Source organism: Pseudovibrio sp. Ad37, assembly GCF_001623075.1.
In the GTDB taxonomy this organism is placed as follows: Bacteria; Pseudomonadota; Alphaproteobacteria; order Rhizobiales; family Stappiaceae; genus Pseudovibrio.
On sequence record NZ_LMCF01000216.1, the window covers coordinates 18,142 to 34,700 of the forward strand.

Sequence of the window (16,559 nt, forward strand, 5' to 3'; positions counted from 1 at the left end):
AAAGCCTCCGTACTACGGAGGCTTTTTGTTATCTCAAGAAGTCAGTAATTGTTAGATTTAACAGTATAGACGTTGCCTGAAACGAGGCGTCTAAATCTGTCTTTAGCACGGCTATCTCAGTTCCAACTTCAGTCTTGTCAACGTTCTCGAGCCCGGTCAACGTATTATGATAGGTCAGAGAAGCTTGCTTTTGCCTCTCAGCAGTACGTTTCACAGTGGTGTTTACCACCGACATCTCTGAGGCAACGCTTTGGATGCCAGAATTCCGGTCTCCCGCGAAAGAGAGTGCGTCATCGCTCTTATCTGCCAACGAAGCATAGTAGGATTTTGCGACCGCCTCACTCTCAGCATCATCTGGAGTTTCTGCTGTAAAGTCTGCCGCCACAAACACAGCAAGGTTTTGCAACTGCTCGGAAAACGCTGACTCATTCGCGCGCGCGCCATACTCCACGCGCACATTGTCATCAATCTGAACAACCTTGTCTGAACGCGGATCATCAGAGTTCTCAGTACCGGTATACCAGTCGACCAGAAGGTCGGGTGCAGTCTCATAACCAGAGCCGTCCGCTTTTGGTACCTTCGGCGCTGGATCAGTCCGCCCGTGATTACCAAAAAACTCTTCACCAGCCTGCACATCAGCAACCGCACGAAGCTCAGTTTTTGCAATATCGCCTATTGCCTTATCAAAAGCCGCCTGAGCATTCTGAGCGCTCTCCAGAGCAGGATTAGCACCCGTACCAATCAGGAAGGTTCCCTCCCCTGCATCAGGATCACCGGTTGCTGTGAGCTTAACAACTGATTTGCTCCCGTCAGGAAGTTCCAACTCAACCTCAATCGTATCACCAACACTCGGAGTGTCATTGAACGCGAAGGTCCCCTTTTTGCCTTCAGGATTAAGCGGATCAGTCAGGTCTTCAGGAGTAACCGCTGTTGCAACATCAGCAGAGGACGCAGAAACGGAAGTGATCTCAAAGCCAAATCCCTCAACATTGTCCTGTTGAAGTGTCAGAGTAGGAACACCAAGCAGATTTGTCACACTGGATTCGATGCGACCATTTTCAGAGGCACCAACATGAGCATTCTCATAACGCTTCATGAGCTCCTTGAGCCCAAGCTTTCCACCTTGCCCATCCATTATGGCATCAAGCGAGGCAACGGGCGGCTCAGTCGCATCCTTACCACCGAACAGATAATACCCGTTTACTTCAGAGTTCAGCTGCGAGATCGTCTCATGCAGCATAATCTCAGTCGCTTGCTGACTGGTCGTCTGGCCATCTGTGGTCAGCGTATAGTTGTTCTCATCAATCGCACTCACACTCTCAGAGCGCATTTTCTCCATATGCTCAAGAGACTTGCCCATAAGGTCAAGCTGAATGCTGGCAATCGCGTTAGAGTCCTCATAAACCTCAATATTTGAGATCTCGCGGCGCAACTCCAATGCCATGCGAGAATCTGAACTGATGCCACCATAGGTTTGAGACTTCAGCCCGGAAGTCAGCTGAATAGACTTGTTCTCCAGCTGCGTCTTCTGCTGCATGAGGAGATCAAGCATATAGCTATGAGATTTAGAATAACCGATTGTATTCATTTGAATAACTCAATTCCTAAAGCAGCATCATGCGATTCTAAAAAGTGTATCATACATTTCGTCGATAGCCGATAAGACACGAGCGTTCGCAGCATAAGCATTCTGTAATTCAGTCAGCTTCACCAGCTCCTCGTCTACATCAACCTTATAGCTGTTTTCATAGGCATTCTTAGCAATACTAGTAACAGCCTTTGAGTTGCTCGCAGCTGATGTCGCCGCGCTGGCAATCTGACTTTGCTTGACCACAGTCTCAATGCCAAAATCAGAAATCGTCCCGACATATGGTGCATTCTTTGCTCCGATCCCCGAGCTTGGCGCATACGTATATTCGGTCTCAGTCAGGCGGCTTTTCAGGAGGTTTGCACGCTCGGAGCTCTGCTTGTCTGGCTCACCTGCTAGAAGGCTTGGATCATCAACAATAGCTTTGTTGACAGTCATCCGTTGCGCAAAGCCGGTCTTCTGGCCACCATCTTCCAGCGCCCCAGTATAAGGCCCACCGTCCCCCTTAGTGTCTACAAAGAGCGGGATCTCGGCACCATCAGCAGCGGTAACAGTCCGCGTATTTTTCGCTGTAAGACCGGTAATCTCAATAGTACCCAGACTGATCGGAGACAGAACTTTCAACTCACCAGCAGCATCAACGGAAACATCAAACCCAGAACCCAGTGCACTGGAAATCTGACTTTCTAGCGAGGTCGAAGTCGCTGGAATTACAATACCATGCACGATATCATTGGAGTCAGCAGTTACATCCGAAGAAAGCGGCAGCAAACTTGGGTCGGTCACTGCAACAAATGTAACCTTACGGCTTTCTCCGTTAACATCAAACTCAAGCTCAATTGTATCGCCAGAAGATTGCAGTTTGGACGTATCAACACTGAAGCCCGTTGCCGCAGGTGGCGCTCCACCATCATCAGCCGCAACACCTTCAGACGTTTGCTGAGACAAAGACAGTGCCATCTGACTTGCAAGCTCATCCAGGCGCGCCTGCGTCTCTGGAAGGGTATTATCTCGCAATTCCACGAGCGCACCCATACTACCACTCTTCAGGTCAAATGATGAAAGCCCTACCACAGCACCAGACCACGATTTCACTTCAATCGGATTACCTTCAACACCAACACCGAGTGTAGGTTGCGGGGTAAACTGCAACTCCGACGCACGATCATTGTATAACGTGGTTCCAGATTTAGTTGATATCCTTAGCAAGCCATCGTTGTCCTGCTTGATTTCAACATCCATCTTCTCGGTCAAAGCTTCCAGCTGACGGTCCATCTGGTCCTGCAAATGAGCCGTTTCCCGGCCAGCAGAACGCTCAACAACAATACTGTCTTCCAGGTTCTCAATTTCTTTGAGGATGGAATTCACTTGCGTTACTTCATCAGCAATCCCAGCATCTGCATCACGGCGCATTTCCTGCGTTTTCTCTGCGGAGCTATTAATGCTTCTGGAAAGCTCTTCAGCAGCATTTACAGCCACTTCCTGTGCACTTTGAGAACTGGGATCTGTAGCTAAAGACGTCAGCGCATTTGTGAAATTGTTCATCAAACTCGGAATAGAGCTTGGGTCCCCAACCTTCCCAAACATCTGATCAAGCTGCGTAATGTATTCATTATATTGAGTTGCATAAGCCGTATCACTCAGACTTTCCCAATAAGCAGACTGGAGCTGGGTGTTGACTTGCCGTTGGATTTGATTGGTCAGAACAGAGGAAGACGACGTCGAGGTATTGTGAACTTCAGTGCCTACAATCGTCTTGAGCGTATAACCATCAACATCCGCATTGGCGACATTTCTCGCTGCTACCGCAAGCTGCGCCTTCGTAAGCGACAATCCCGACATCGCCGCATTCAGAGCTGCTCCGAGACCCATACCCTGTACTCCCTAAGGCAACGAGGTAGGCTGCCACCTACCCCAACAACAGTTTATCGAACGATATTAAGGACAGAATCCAGCATCTGGTTTGCTGTCGACAAGACTTTCGAGTTTGCCGAATACGCCTGCTGAGTGATAATCAACTTCGAAAACTCCTTTGCAATATCAGCATTTGAACTTTCAAGCGCCTTTGCGCGAATGCTTCCACCACCCTGAAAATTCGGCTCACCAGAGGTTGAAGTCGCAGAAAATGCAGCACCATCAATACGTTGTAATTCATGTTCTGCGGAGAAAGTAGCAACCGGAACCTTATAAAGCTTCTGGGTTTTATCGTTAGAATACCGGGCTATGACATTGCCTTCGTTATCGATGGCAACATCAAGAAACTTGCCGACGGGATGTCCATCTTGAGAGGTTGCATCATCCGATATACCGCCAACCCTGTCTTCAAACTGCGTGAGCGTGTCCTGACTAAAATTAAAGGATATGTCACCCAGACCAACACCGTTAACTTCAAGATCAGGAATATCAACAGTCCCGGTAACAGGCGAAGTCAACCGCCCAGCCGCATCAAAGCTCATATTCGCAACAGATTTCCAGGCCACATCATCTCCCGTAGCCTTGGTATTCGTATTATAATAGAGCGTCCAGTCATTCTCAGCATTCAGTGCCCAGCGCAACTCTACGTTTACAGGGGTGCCATTTTTATCATAAAGAGTTTCTTGCCCCCCAGTAATTGATGACTTAACAAATTCATCAGACTTATCTCCAGTCACCACATCACGATTGACCGTAGCACCCGGTGTCGTTGACAAAGGTTTCGCTTCCAAGTCCAAATCCATAACAGTCACACCAGTAGGTGCACCAACCTGGTCAATCTTCAAATCTTGTAGGGCTGAAATACTGATTGCTCCACTCCCCAGCAGCTCAGCGGTAACCCCATGCATCCCATTCAATTTATCGAGTAAATCCTGAACCGTGGTTTCTGCATCGATTGTAAACTCTTCCTGTGCAGAACCATTCAGATTGAACGTCAGTTTATTGGTGTCCTCAAACTGTGTCGCGTCAACGAGTTTGCTCTCTGCAGTCAGCGCTGCCGAAGATGTTCCTCCAGTTACTAATGCTGGCATTGGCAGAGTATGAGAATTGGCAAATATGCTTAAATCAACGTACTGAGAGTTTGCAATATCGTTCTGATAGTTTCCTGTAGCTGGCGTCGAAGGCAGGTTCGCCTCATATTCAATCTGTGTCGAGGGTTGCGCTGGCATGGATGCATCTGAAACCTCAATCGGCACAGCCCGGTCACCGACTGCACCGGTTGCAGGATTAATCGGATAGCCCTGCAGGAAGTAACCGGCAGAATTTACTAGGTTACGATCTGTATCCAGAGTAAAGTCACCAGCACGAGTATAATAATTCTCAGGTGGTTGTTGTGTTAAACCATCTCGGTTCGTAACCAAAAAATACCCTGGCCCATTGATCGCCATATAGGTGTTACGATCAGCAGAAGTGATGTCACCAGACAGGTAATTCGTCGCCCTAGAGGTCGCGAGAACAGTACCGGAAACCTGTTCAGCCTGTCGACTACCTGTACTGGAGACAAGATCGGAGAAGCTTGTATCAAGGCGTTTATAGCCAGTGGTCGAAGAGTTCGCCACGTTACCGGAAATGTTCTCCAACGCCTTGGACTGTGCGTCCAAACCGGTCGTTGCAGCGTTGATAGCACCATAAATACTCATCGAGCCCACCTAGAATTCAAATTCGCTCATGCTTGCGCAGATCTTTGAACACTGAACGCAACTTACGTGCCAAACTAAAAAATGCAATTTATTCAGTCATTTCAATAATTTACAATTTTAACCTATTGTTAAACATAAGAATTACCGCCTAAACCCGGCAAATAGCTCGCCCTACCCGGCACATAATTCCCAGAGAGCTAAAAGAAACCGAGCAAAGATCGAAACCACTAGATAAGCCCAATGGCGCAACCCTGCAGGGATTGCCCATTGTCTAACGAGAGATTACTGTTTTCGCCAAATCACGATACTCATGCAGGATTTAGCGATGAAATTTCAAGGGACCTCCCAATACGTTGCCACAGAAGATCTCCGGATCGCAGTCAACGCAGCTATTACCCTTGAGCGTCCCCTGCTTGTAAAAGGCGAGCCTGGAACCGGCAAAACTGTCCTAGCTCAGGAAATCGCCCAGAGCCTAGGCGTCCCCTTCCTTGAGTGGAACGTCAAATCGACCACAAAGGCTCAGCAAGGCCTTTACGAATATGACGCGGTTTCCCGTCTCCGCGACAGCCAGCTTGGCGATGAGCGCGTAAAAGACATTCGCAATTACATTCGCAAAGGCAAACTTTGGACTGCTTTTGAAATGAATGAACGCCCGGTTCTTCTGATTGATGAGATTGATAAGGCCGACATCGAGTTCCCGAACGATCTGCTTCAGGAACTGGATCGTATGGAGTTCTTTGTTTATGAGACTGGTGAAACGATCAAAGCAAAACAGCGTCCAATCGTGATCATCACCTCAAACAATGAGAAAGATCTTCCAGACGCATTTTTGCGCCGTTGCTTCTTCCACTTCATCAAGTTCCCAGACGCAGAAACAATGACTGAGATCGTCAATGTGCATTTCGGTGAAATCAAAGATCGACTGCTTAAAGAAGCACTCAACGCGTTCTATAACCTCAGAGATTTGCCGGGCCTGAAGAAAAAACCATCAACTTCAGAGCTTCTGGATTGGATTAAGCTGCTTCTGAACGAAGACATTGATCCGGAAACACTCCGCGAAACCGAAAACCGGAAAATCATCCCGCCATTGCACGGTGCACTTCTCAAGAACGAGCAGGACGTTCATTTGTTCGAGCGCCTCGCCTTTATGAACCGCCGTTGATGCCTGCATTGCCTGGCTTGAAAATGAAACAAAACAATAAAACCAGTTTTTTGAGTCAGCACATACTTTCCAGTGCATCAAAAGCAATTCTCTCAAGCTGCCTGCTTCTTACTGCCAGCTTACTCGCACAAGCGAACAGCACCATCTCGGAGAGTCTCCTCTACCAGCCACATACACTGCACAACGGCTGGCGCAAAGATGTGGAGGCACTAACGCACTTCACCGGCATGTTTTGCCCAGACTATATCAGCAAACTTTCCCGATCAGCTCTCGTTCCCGATCTGAAAGAACTCGGTATCGGATGCATTTACGAAACCGAAAACGGCGAGATCAAAGTCATCTTCCGCCGGCACAAAAAAGACACGGCGACAACTCTCATAAACAACTTCAAAAGCGGATACAGTCAAAGCCACTTCAAACCACTGGCTCTGAAGACACCGCAAAACGAAGTTGCGTTTCGAACCGAAACAACAATGCGAATGGGTCGTGTCGAGAGTTTCACTGCCTACACAGCTCCAAGCGCTGACTATACGGTCTGGGCATCCATTTCAGATGATCTCCCCGTCAGCGAACTTGAGAAGATCCGAGCGCTATTCAAAAAGCTCACTCTTCGCGTCGAGCAGGAACAGCGCCGTAACTAACGCAGCGCGGCTAGATTGGCGGATCACTCAGCACGCCTACATCAGTGCAACACTCATATTATAACACACCGCATCGTAAGCGACCAGTACAGTTGCCTAAACCATTCTGCCAACTAAATATCTTGTAGGCACGACTGAAAAGAACTCAGTTACGAATGCATGCATCACTTATAAATATTTCAGTAATTACGAGATAAAAACCCCATACTATTAGGGTAATACTATCACCTTCCAAATTCAATCGAAAACATGTAGGTTTCAAACAGAGACAAAGCAAGTAATAAACAAACAAGTCCATCCAATTATGCTGCATTGCAATATAGCACAGCAGCACAAATACAACTTAGAATGTTTCTACCTCTTAGGAACATAAAGTAATAAAGTATATCTGGAGGATAACATATGCTTCGCCTGATGCTGTTACGTCATGCAAAATCTGACTGGAGTGATGAGGGTGCTCACGATCATGATCGCTCCCTTAACACCAGCGGTTGGAAAGCCGCAGCAAGGGTTGGAGCCCACATCCACCAACATCATATGCATCCAAAACTGATCTTATGTTCGACTGCCTTGCGGACACGGCAAACACTCATGGAAGTGATGCCATACCTACGAAATGATACACGCATTCAACTACTCAGGGATCTCTATAATTCCAGCGAAGGCGACTACATTGATGCGATCCGCGCCTATGGCGGCGGTTTTGACACAATTCTTATCGTCGGGCACAACACAGCCATTCAGGACACTGCCCTTGAACTCACAGGAAAAGGCAACCCTGAGTACATACACCAGATGCAATCCAAGTACCCAACCGGAGCACTCGCCGTAATCGATTTTGAGGAGCACCGTTGGTCAGAAATTGACTGCAAGAAAGGAAGGATCGTCTCATTCTTCCAACCACGGCACCTACAGGCTGTTTCAGGTTCCTGACTAGGAAAATTTTGCACAATTCAACATTTATTGGCGCATTTGCGATTGCATTCCTCCAAAGAACGCACCACATCGTTCCTTGGAGGATGATCTGTGAGCCCACTGAATTCATTATTTAAAAACGCCAAGCTTGCCCTGACTGATGCACAAACAGCATTGGACAATCTAACGGGATCAGCGATTGACCTAACGGTCCCCACAGTCCGCCTGGGTGTAACCGGATTGGCACGTTCCGGGAAGACTGTCTTTATCTCAGCCCTCGTTCACAATCTCATTGCCGGAGGCCGTCTGCCCTTGCTGGATGCTGCCGGCACAGGACGGCTTGCACGCGCATATCTTCAGCCCCAGCCCGATGACAACGTCCCGCGCTTCAACTATGAGCAGCATGTCGAGACACTGACAAAAGATCGCCTTTGGCCTGAGTCCACACATCAAATCTCCGAACTTCGCCTGACCATTGAATACGAGTCAGCCACATTCCTGAACCGTCAATTAGGCGGCGGCAAACTACACCTCGACATCGTGGATTACCCCGGCGAGTGGCTTCTCGACCTTGTTCTGCTACGACAGGATTTCCGGCAATTCTCCGAGGAAGCCCTGAAACGCGCTAAAGCAAGGCCAGATTTGTCTGAAGAGTTCCTGTCAACACTCGCGCGCTATCAAGATAAGCTGCACGATGAGTTTTCAGAGGACATTGCAAAGGATCTGGCAAGTACCTTCACCACATATTTGAGCCGATGCCGGGATGATGAGAACGCGCTTTCCATGCTGCCACCTGGTCGCTTCCTTATGCCCGGCGATATGAAGGGCACACCAGCCCTCACCTTCGCCCCGCTCAATCTGGGTGACACGCAGGTCAAATCCAAAGCAGGCACGCTCCTCGCCATCATGGAGCGCCGCTATGAAGCCTATCGCAAGCATGTGGTGAGACCGTTCTTTAAAAACCACTTTGCCAAACTGGATAGACAGATTGTGCTCGTGGACGCACTCACAGCAATCAACGCTGGCCCCGAGGCCCTGGATGATTTGAGCGGTGCCCTCACTGAGATTATGGGTGCATTCAGACCGGGCAAAGCAAGCTGGCTATTCTCAATAGTCTCTCGCAAGATTGACCGGATTCTGTTTGCAGCCACAAAGGCAGACCATCTGCGACGCGAGGATCATGATCATTTGGAGTTGCTCCTCAAACAGCTGGTTGAACGCGCAATCAATCGCGCAGAATTCTCTGGAGCTTCAGTTGAAACACTCGCCCTTGCATCCGTAAGGGCCACTCGTCAGGCAACCGTCCACCACGATGGCGCAGAAACCCCTGCGCTCCTCGGCACGCCAATGCCAGAAGAAACCATCGGTGAGATGAAGTTTGACGGCGAAGAAGAAGCCGCCATTTTCCCCGGAGACCTTCCTGACGATCTTGGTGATCTGTTCTCCACCGAGCAAAACCATGACACACCGGAAGACCAGACCGCATTGAAGTATGTACGCTTCCGCCCTCCAAAGCTGGAACGGACAGCAGAGGGACTGACCCTATCCCTTCCCCACATCCGCCTGGACAGTGCAATGGAGTTCTTGCTGGGAGACAAACTCGCATGACCATCAAGAAGACACAGCAACATAAGCCTCAGGCACGCCGTGCACCGAAAGCATTCAAACTGGATGACAACTCCGTCCGGTTGGAGGGAGAGTTTGCGCAGGAACCGCTTTCTTCTGAAGCCGTTGTGTCAGAAGAAGACGAAAACGCGTTGGCCCTGCCGCAAAACAATGTGGCCCCAGAGCCCAAACCAGCGAAGAGTCGCTGGAGCAAGATCATCGCCATTGGCGGTGGCGGCCTCGTCTCGCTTGCCGTTGGTCTGGCAGTAGATAGCCTGATCAGAGATCTCTTTGCCCGCTATGACTGGTTGGGCTGGACAGCTGTTGGCCTCACCGCTCTCGGCTTTCTCGGACTGATCGGTTTGTTCTTCAAAGAATGGCGAGCACTCTCTCGACTGGAGCAAATAGACCATATACGCGATGATCTGCAGACCGCAGCAGACAATGATAGCGATAAAGAAGCCCGTGCGGCTCTACAAAAGCTAATGGCACTCTACGCAGACCGTCCGGAAACAGCTCATGGCCGTGCTCAACTCAAAGGTCATATGCAGGAAATCATTGATGGGAGAGATCTCGTCAAGCTGGCAGAACGTGAGCTGATGGCCCCGATGGATGCCCGCGCGCGCTTAATCGTCATGGAAAGCGCAAAGCGTGTTTCTGTAGTTACCGCACTATCACCCCGTGCACTCGTTGATATCCTGATCGTTCTTTACGAGAACCTGCGCATTGTCCGCCGCATCTCTCGCCTCTACGGGGCTCGTCCCGGCGCACTCGGTTTCTGGCGTTTATCACGAGATGTCGCAGCTCACCTGGCCGTCACAGGTGGCATGGCAGCAGGAGATAGCCTGCTGGAACAGTTCATTGGTCAGGGATTAGCGGCAAAACTTTCCGCCCGCCTTGGCGAAGGATTGGTCAACGGCTTCCTCACAGCACGCATTGGCGTTGCAGCAATTCAAACCTGCCGCCCCGCACCATTCATCGCCACAAAAGGCCCGTCGCTAACAGAGCTCATGAGCGAGATCACGAAATCTGCCCCAGATGAAATTGTCGACCAAGATTAACGAATATCTCACGCCAGCCCTGTGCTTCCCCCAATCTCTTGGTATGTTCAAAGGACTGGCGAAACAAAGGCGGCAGACACAGCTATGATCACACGCAAAGTCAAAGTGGTAGATGCACAAGACAACTGGGCCGAAGAGTTCCGGCTGGAGCAAGAAATTTTGCGTGAGCTGCTCGGAGATATTGTCGAAGACATTCACCACATTGGCAGCACCTCCGTGCCAGCCCTCGCTGCCAAACCAATTATCGACATCCTGCTGGAAGTCTCCAGCATCCCAGTACTCGATGCTCAATCTGCAAAGCTAATCAATCTCGGCTATGTGGCCAAAGGCGAGAACGGTATTGAAGGCCGCCGCTACTTCGAAAAAGGCGGAGACAACCGAACCCACCACCTCCATGCGTTCAAATCAGGAGATCCACACGTCTACCGGCATCTGACCTTTCGTGATTACCTGAAAGCACACCCTGACGTTCGCGAGAAATACGCCCACCTGAAGAAGAAAACGGCACAGGAGGTCAACGGAGACGTCGAAGCCTATCGTGAAGGCAAAAATGATTTCGTTGAACTACATCTAGCCAAAGCAATTGACTGGGCAAGAGGCTCCTATTGATCCCTATGCTTTTGCCTAAGGTGTCAATTGCACTCTCGACACTGCACCGCTCAATCGCATAATGTGACCCCATGTTTATTCAGTTTTTCGAAGAGCTAAAATCCGCTGGTTTACCCGTATCCGTACGCGAATATCTTACGCTTATGGAAGCGCTGGACGTTGATCTGGCCGGCAAACGGGTGGAGGATTTTTACTTCCTCGCCCGTGCAACGCTGGTCAAAGACGAATCCAATCTGGACAAGTTTGATCGCGTCTTTGGTCACACGTTCAACGGATTGGACCTGATGAGCGAAGTGGCAACCACAGACATTCCAGAGGAGTGGCTGCGCAAGCTCACAGAAAAGCACCTTTCTGAAGAAGAGAAGAAACTTATCGAATCCATGGGCGGCTTTGAAAAGCTCATGGAAACGCTACAAAAGCGACTGGAAGAGCAAAAAGAACGCCATCAGGGCGGCAACAAATGGATCGGAACAGGTGGCACATCCCCGTTCGGCGCGTATGGCTACAACCCTGAAGGTATTCGGATTGGACAGGACGGCAGCCGCCATCGCCGCGCCGTCAAGGTTTGGGACAAGCGTGAGTTCAAGGATCTGGATGACACGGTTGAACTGGGCACCCGCAACATCAAGGTTGCCCTGAAGCGCCTGCGTAAATTCGCCAGAACCGGAGCAGCTGATGAGCTGGATCTGGACAACACCATCAAATCCACCGCCCACAAAGGCCTGCTCGACATCCAAATGCGCCCGGAACGGCGCAACTCGGTCAAAGTGCTTTTATTCTTCGACATCGGCGGCTCAATGGATGACCACATTCGCGTCTGCGAAGAACTTTTCTCTGCTGCCAAAACCGAATTCAAGGTGATGGAATACTTCTACTTCCACAATTGCCTCTATGAGTTCGTCTGGAAAAACAATCACCGCCGCCACACAGAGCGCATCAATACGATGGACGTGCTCCATAAATATCCAAGCGATTACAAAGTGATCTTCATTGGCGACGCTTCAATGAGCCCCTATGAGATCACTTACCCCGGCGGTTCAGTCGAACATAGGAACGAAGAAGCAGGTAACGTCTGGTTAAAACGCGTGACAGACCTTTATCAAAAAGCAGTCTGGCTCAATCCGGTACGGGAAAAGCATTGGGATTACACCCATTCCATCGGCATGATGAAAGAGTTGTTTGACCAGCGCATGTACCCTCTCACTCTGGAAGGTATGGATTCCGCCATGAAGGAACTTGTGCGCTAGAGCGTGTTCCACTTGATTGGTTTCAATCAAACGACACAGTGCATTTAACCTCCCCTTTTTGTAATTTTACAACTAGACTGCAAGTAGCATTGAGATCTAGACAGCAACCGCGCTTGGCAAAAAGCATGCTTCACACCTGTTTTGGAGAAGAAGCTGCAACACGCTTTCAGCTGGGCGCAAGCTGATTGCGTTAGGCAACAAGTGCACCAGAAGGGCTAAGAGAGGCTATGCTGTGAGCAAATCTATTTTGTGGCAACTGTTTACAAGGACATCGGCAGGCACCATCGCCTTCATTGCACCGTTCCTTGCTACCAATGCCAACGCGACAACAATTCCGCCCATTAACTCGCTTATTCCAGCGCTCATAATTGAAAGCTGTCTCGACAAAACCGATGCAGCTTTGGACAGCCCGGAATTCATCGATTGCCTGACCAACACCCTCACCAGACAACCTGAGGGCGATAACATACATAGCAGCGATCCGACGCATAGGCCCTCAACAGCGAACCATATCGCCAACTCACCAGATCGTCTGGATGGCACCAACGTGGTTGTTTGCGCCTCTGAGAACGCTGGCTACACCAAGTGCAAGATCTCGAACGCCAACCGCAATTACGTCCAGCTGCTGCGTCAGACCTCCTCAGCGCTCTGCAAACTCAATGAAAGCTGGGGCGTCGTCCCATCACATCTTTGGACGGATAAAGGCTGTTCTGGCATCTTCTATGTTGGCAACAAACCGTACGCTCGCAAAACCGTAAACACGGTAAGCGCCAGTTCGTCTTCACTAAAGAAGCAGATCAAGTCAACCAGCTCAGGTGGTTTAATCACCCCCATTCCGCAGCTTCCTGAATTTACGAAGGACGGATGGCGTAAATGTGCTCTCGAATTTCAGGTTTGCGAGCTGCCCTACGCAACAACCGTTCGCTTCGGCAGGCCCGGCGCATTTTACGAGAAGTCTGCGAAAGGTGATGTACATTGCCGGACCGATTTCTTCGGAGACCCAGATCCTGCCTCGAAAAAAGCATGCTATTACAAGCTGAAGCGGGATAGCACATCTCCACAGGCTGCGCCTCCAACGCAGGTTGTGACACAAGACTTGCCACCATTGGAAAACAGCCAGATCGCACCGGAAGATGATCTGGCAATCAATGTGGCCGAACCACTCTGGAAGGCCCGCCGCGCCTGCTCCACACTGGGCAGCAAGATCATCGCAACCAAGAATTCCCTGTCAGAATTGCCGCCTGTCTATTTGGGCCTCGGCACATTCACCAATCAGCAGATGAACCAGAAACCGGTACTGGTACGGACAGGGGACAAACTCGCTGGTCGCGGTGTCTACCAAAGTCAGGGCATGTACGTGCCCTTCAACTTTTCCTGCGCGCTCAACAGCAACGGAAGAGCCGCCCAACATTTTGTTTTCCATGAGCAAAACACAGATCTCATAACGCAGGACCTTCTGCCAAACCCTGACAAATTCCTTCAGGAAAAGGCTCCACTGAATGGATTTGATGGTCCTTATGTCTGGGTGTCTGGCCTCCCAACAGGTGCAGGCGACAAGAGCGCTGTTTTGGTCCATGGCGTACCAGAAACAGACGATACCGACTTTTACGCCCGTTGCCTGGCTGGAAGCGGTGATATCGAGATCATGTTTCAGTCAACCATCCCTGCTTTGCAGGAAGGCGATAGTATCCTGATTTCGCTAAGCACAAGGCCGTTCAAGGAAAGCTATGTTGGCGTCGGCAGTTCGTTGAATCAGGAAGCCGGTGTTTCCCTGCCACTCCTTACTTTGAGCAATGGCTCTTCACTTTGGAACCGAATGGTGCGAGACAACGAACTGAAGATCAATCTGGGCGGCTATGCTATCTACAACGTAAGCCTCAAAGGCAGCGCCAAGCACGTACGCAACTTCATCCGCGCATGCAGCGCCAGCAAATAACCTAGGCTACGCAGTCTTGAAGTATTTGCCCGGCGTCGTGCCAAACGCTTTGCGGAACTGAGAAATGAACGGACTTGGCCCTTCATAGCCAAGTTTGAAAGCCACATCACCCACACTTCGGCCTGCTGAGAGCAGCTCCAAAGCACGAAACAGCTTGGCCTGCCCACACCATTTGCGATAACTCCAGCCCGTCTCATCAAAGAATCGCCGCTCAAACGTGCGCTGGGACATAAGCGTCCGCTCCGCAGCATCCGCAAGGCTCGGCAGGTGCGCAGGGCATGACAGGATAGACTGGCAAAGCTCTTTCAAAAGCGCGTGGTTGACTGGCATCGGCAACTGCAGCGGCGCATCTGGTAAACTCTTCAATTGATCAACAATCACCTGCGCAATCCGCGCTGTCGCCCCATCAAGCGCATAGTCCCGGGGCGCTGCCATAATCTCCTGTATCAGCTCGCGTAAGAGCGGCGTCACCTGCACCACAACAGGCTTATCAGAAAGTCGCTCAGACCAGTCCTCTCGCAGATACAGGCTCCGAAATTGTGTTTTGATCGGATAGACAGTCCGATGCATCATACCTCCGGGAACCCAGACTGCACGCTCTGGCGGTACAACAAATGTCCCCTCCTCAGTAAACACAGTCGTGGACCCTTGCATGATATGAACCAGCTGCCCGCGTGAATGCGCATGCGGCTCCCCCTGCCCGCCAATGGGCATATCTACCGCATAAGCAACAATGGGTTGCGGACGATCCACCTCATGTGGGTCTGCAAAAACATCAGCATGAATGGGCATCAAACACCTCTTGGCGACTTCAAGATATTTTTTGGCAAACTAGTGCTATCACGTAAACAAACTTTTCGCTTACTTAATTGCAAAACTCATTTCTAAGAACGAAGCACCATGTTGAATATCATTAAAGACATCAGAGCCGACTGGCGCTCACCCTTTGTATTTTTGTTGGTCCTCACCGTCGCCTCACAACTCTCATTCTCTGTGTGGTGGAACCTCATCAATAACTTTGCAGTCAACTCGCTCGATTTCACCGGGCAGGAAATCGGCATTCAGCAGTCCATCCGCGAAATCCCCGGCCTGCTGGCATTCACAGTCATTTTCATGCTGCTGATCTTCAAAGAACAAACGTTCACGTTGATCTCGTTGGGACTAATGGGCTTCGGCATTGCAATCACCGGATACTTCCCATCCGCGATCGGCTTTTACGCCACCACCCTCATCATGTCTTTCGGCTTCCACTACTACGAGACGCTCAAGCAGTCTCTATCCCTGCAGTGGTTACCTAAGAAAGACGCCCCGGCACTGCTCGGGCAAATTATTGCGGTCTCGTCACTGGTCTCACTGTGCATCTACGGCTCGATCATGATCGGTTGGAAGACGTTTGACCTATCCTATGAGCAAGTGTTCCTGTGGGCAGGAATTGCAGGCATGGCTCTAACTATCTTTGCAGCCTTTGCCTTCCCAAAGTACAAAGCACACGTGGAACAGCACAAAAAGCTGATCCTGCGCAAACGCTATTGGCTCTACTATGCGCTCACCTTCATGAGTGGTGCCCGCCGTCAAATCTTTACAGTTTTCGCAGGCTTCCTGATGGTCGAACGCTTTGGCTATGAAGTGCATGAAGTTGCAGCGCTGTTTCTGCTGAATGGCGCAATCAACATGTTCCTCGCTCCAAAAATTGGCGCTTTCATTGGCCGAGTTGGCGAGCGAACCGCACTGACTTGCGAGTATGTCGGCTTGATCATCGTTTTCCTGTCCTACGCCTTCGTCACCAACGTGTACGTGGCTGGCACCCTTTACGTAATCGACCATGCTTTCTTCGCCATGGCCATCGCAATGAAGACCTACTTCCAGAAGATCGCAGATCCGGCAGACATTGCACCAACCTCCGCTGTCGACTTCACCATCAACCACATCGCAGCTGTGGTGATTCCGGTGGTATTTGGCACAATCTGGCTTTTCTCCCCTGCACTGGTGTTCATCGCAGGCGCATCCATGGCTGCTGTTAGCCTGATCCTGAGCCGCATGATCCCGCGCAATCCGGAGCCAGGTATGGAAACCGTTTGGGTCCCGGCTCGTCAGCCACAAGCCGTCGGCGCTGAGTAGGCATCCCATAACCCAACAAAAAAGGCTGGCCCAATCGGACCAGCCTTTTTTCATTCAAGCTCT

General features: G+C 50.3%; 13 protein-coding genes. 9 read left to right on the top strand and 4 right to left on the bottom strand.

What is annotated here, in order from left to right:
- Window positions 1-28 precede the first annotated feature (28 nt).
- Genes PsAD37_RS22980 through PsAD37_RS22990 form a run of 3 tightly spaced genes read right to left on the bottom strand, consistent with a single transcriptional unit; the run spans window position 29 to window position 5,202 of the window.
- The gene (locus PsAD37_RS22980) at window positions 29-1,588 is read right to left on the bottom strand and encodes a hypothetical protein (RefSeq protein ID WP_208992035.1); all 1,560 of its coding nucleotides are present in this window, start codon (window positions 1,586-1,588) and stop codon (window positions 29-31) included.
- Window positions 1,589-1,615: 27 nt separating this feature from the next.
- Entirely contained in the window at window positions 1,616-3,460 is a 1,845-nt protein-coding gene (gene flgK, locus PsAD37_RS22985; RefSeq protein ID WP_084408066.1) for a flagellar hook-associated protein FlgK, read from the bottom strand.
- A gap of 53 nt (window positions 3,461-3,513) precedes the next feature.
- Window positions 3,514-5,202 (bottom strand): flagellar hook-basal body complex protein, encoded by a 1,689-nt coding sequence (locus PsAD37_RS22990; protein ID WP_063298071.1) that lies wholly within the window; start codon window positions 5,200-5,202, stop codon window positions 3,514-3,516.
- Window positions 5,203-5,527: 325 nt separating this feature from the next.
- Here PsAD37_RS22990 and PsAD37_RS22995 point away from each other — a divergent pair, with 325 nt between their 5' ends.
- The 8 genes from PsAD37_RS22995 to PsAD37_RS23030 all read left to right on the top strand — a co-directional run bounded on the left by PsAD37_RS22995 (window position 5,528) and on the right by PsAD37_RS23030 (window position 14,378).
- A complete protein-coding gene (locus tag PsAD37_RS22995; RefSeq protein ID WP_063298072.1) occupies window positions 5,528-6,364 on the top strand; it encodes a MoxR family ATPase in 837 nt (278 codons plus the stop codon).
- 23 nt (window positions 6,365-6,387) lie between these two features.
- Window positions 6,388-7,005: a hypothetical protein gene (locus PsAD37_RS23000; protein WP_208992036.1), complete on the top strand. Its 618-nt coding sequence runs from the start codon at window positions 6,388-6,390 to the stop codon at window positions 7,003-7,005.
- 402 nt (window positions 7,006-7,407) lie between these two features.
- Window positions 7,408-7,938: a histidine phosphatase family protein gene (locus PsAD37_RS23005; RefSeq protein WP_063298073.1), complete on the top strand. Its 531-nt coding sequence runs from the start codon at window positions 7,408-7,410 to the stop codon at window positions 7,936-7,938.
- Between the two features lie 93 nt (window positions 7,939-8,031).
- Complete coding sequence (locus PsAD37_RS23010; protein WP_063298074.1) at window positions 8,032-9,528, top strand: YcjX family protein; 1,497 nt, start codon at window positions 8,032-8,034, stop codon at window positions 9,526-9,528.
- The gene (locus PsAD37_RS23015) at window positions 9,525-10,586 is read left to right on the top strand and encodes a YcjF family protein (RefSeq protein ID WP_063298075.1); all 1,062 of its coding nucleotides are present in this window, start codon (window positions 9,525-9,527) and stop codon (window positions 10,584-10,586) included. Before PsAD37_RS23010 ends, PsAD37_RS23015 begins: the two co-directional genes overlap by 4 nt.
- Window positions 10,587-10,670: 84 nt before the next feature.
- A complete protein-coding gene (locus tag PsAD37_RS23020) occupies window positions 10,671-11,195 on the top strand; it encodes a GrpB family protein (RefSeq protein ID WP_063298076.1) in 525 nt (174 codons plus the stop codon).
- A gap of 71 nt (window positions 11,196-11,266) precedes the next feature.
- Window positions 11,267-12,442 carry a VWA domain-containing protein gene (locus PsAD37_RS23025; protein ID WP_063298077.1) on the top strand — a complete coding sequence of 392 codons (1,176 nt, stop codon included), beginning with the start codon at window positions 11,267-11,269 and terminating at the stop codon, window positions 12,440-12,442.
- A gap of 232 nt (window positions 12,443-12,674) precedes the next feature.
- On the top strand, window positions 12,675-14,378 hold the full coding sequence (locus tag PsAD37_RS23030; protein ID WP_208992037.1) for a DUF3011 domain-containing protein: 1,704 nt from the start codon (window positions 12,675-12,677) through the stop codon (window positions 14,376-14,378).
- Between the two features lie 6 nt (window positions 14,379-14,384).
- Here PsAD37_RS23030 and PsAD37_RS23035 read toward each other — a convergent pair whose 3' ends face one another.
- Window positions 14,385-15,170 (bottom strand): helix-turn-helix domain-containing protein, encoded by a 786-nt coding sequence (locus PsAD37_RS23035; RefSeq protein ID WP_063298078.1) that lies wholly within the window; start codon window positions 15,168-15,170, stop codon window positions 14,385-14,387.
- 108 nt (window positions 15,171-15,278) lie between these two features.
- Between PsAD37_RS23035 and PsAD37_RS23040 the strand changes: the two genes are divergently transcribed.
- Window positions 15,279-16,496 carry an MFS transporter gene (locus PsAD37_RS23040; RefSeq protein ID WP_063298079.1) on the top strand — a complete coding sequence of 406 codons (1,218 nt, stop codon included), beginning with the start codon at window positions 15,279-15,281 and terminating at the stop codon, window positions 16,494-16,496.
- Window positions 16,497-16,559 lie beyond the last annotated feature (63 nt).

Excerpts from the sequence above, each read along its gene's own strand:
- PsAD37_RS22980 (WP_208992035.1), bottom strand. The coding sequence starts at position 1,588 with ATGAATACAATCGGTTATTCTAAATCTCATAGCTATATGCTTGATCTC.
- flgK (WP_084408066.1), bottom strand. The coding sequence starts at position 3,460 with ATGGGTCTCGGAGCAGCTCTGAATGCGGCGATGTCGGGATTGTCGCTT.
- PsAD37_RS22990 (WP_063298071.1), bottom strand. The coding sequence starts at position 5,202 with ATGAGTATTTATGGTGCTATCAACGCTGCAACGACCGGTTTGGACGCA.
- PsAD37_RS22995 (WP_063298072.1), top strand. The coding sequence starts at position 5,528 with ATGAAATTTCAAGGGACCTCCCAATACGTTGCCACAGAAGATCTCCGG.
- PsAD37_RS23000 (WP_208992036.1), top strand. The coding sequence starts at position 6,388 with ATGAAACAAAACAATAAAACCAGTTTTTTGAGTCAGCACATACTTTCC.
- PsAD37_RS23005 (WP_063298073.1), top strand. The coding sequence starts at position 7,408 with ATGCTTCGCCTGATGCTGTTACGTCATGCAAAATCTGACTGGAGTGAT.
- PsAD37_RS23015 (WP_063298075.1), top strand. The coding sequence starts at position 9,525 with ATGACCATCAAGAAGACACAGCAACATAAGCCTCAGGCACGCCGTGCA.
- PsAD37_RS23020 (WP_063298076.1), top strand. The coding sequence starts at position 10,671 with ATGATCACACGCAAAGTCAAAGTGGTAGATGCACAAGACAACTGGGCC.
- PsAD37_RS23025 (WP_063298077.1), top strand. The coding sequence starts at position 11,267 with ATGTTTATTCAGTTTTTCGAAGAGCTAAAATCCGCTGGTTTACCCGTA.
- PsAD37_RS23035 (WP_063298078.1), bottom strand. The coding sequence starts at position 15,170 with ATGCCCATTCATGCTGATGTTTTTGCAGACCCACATGAGGTGGATCGT.
- PsAD37_RS23040 (WP_063298079.1), top strand. The coding sequence starts at position 15,279 with ATGTTGAATATCATTAAAGACATCAGAGCCGACTGGCGCTCACCCTTT.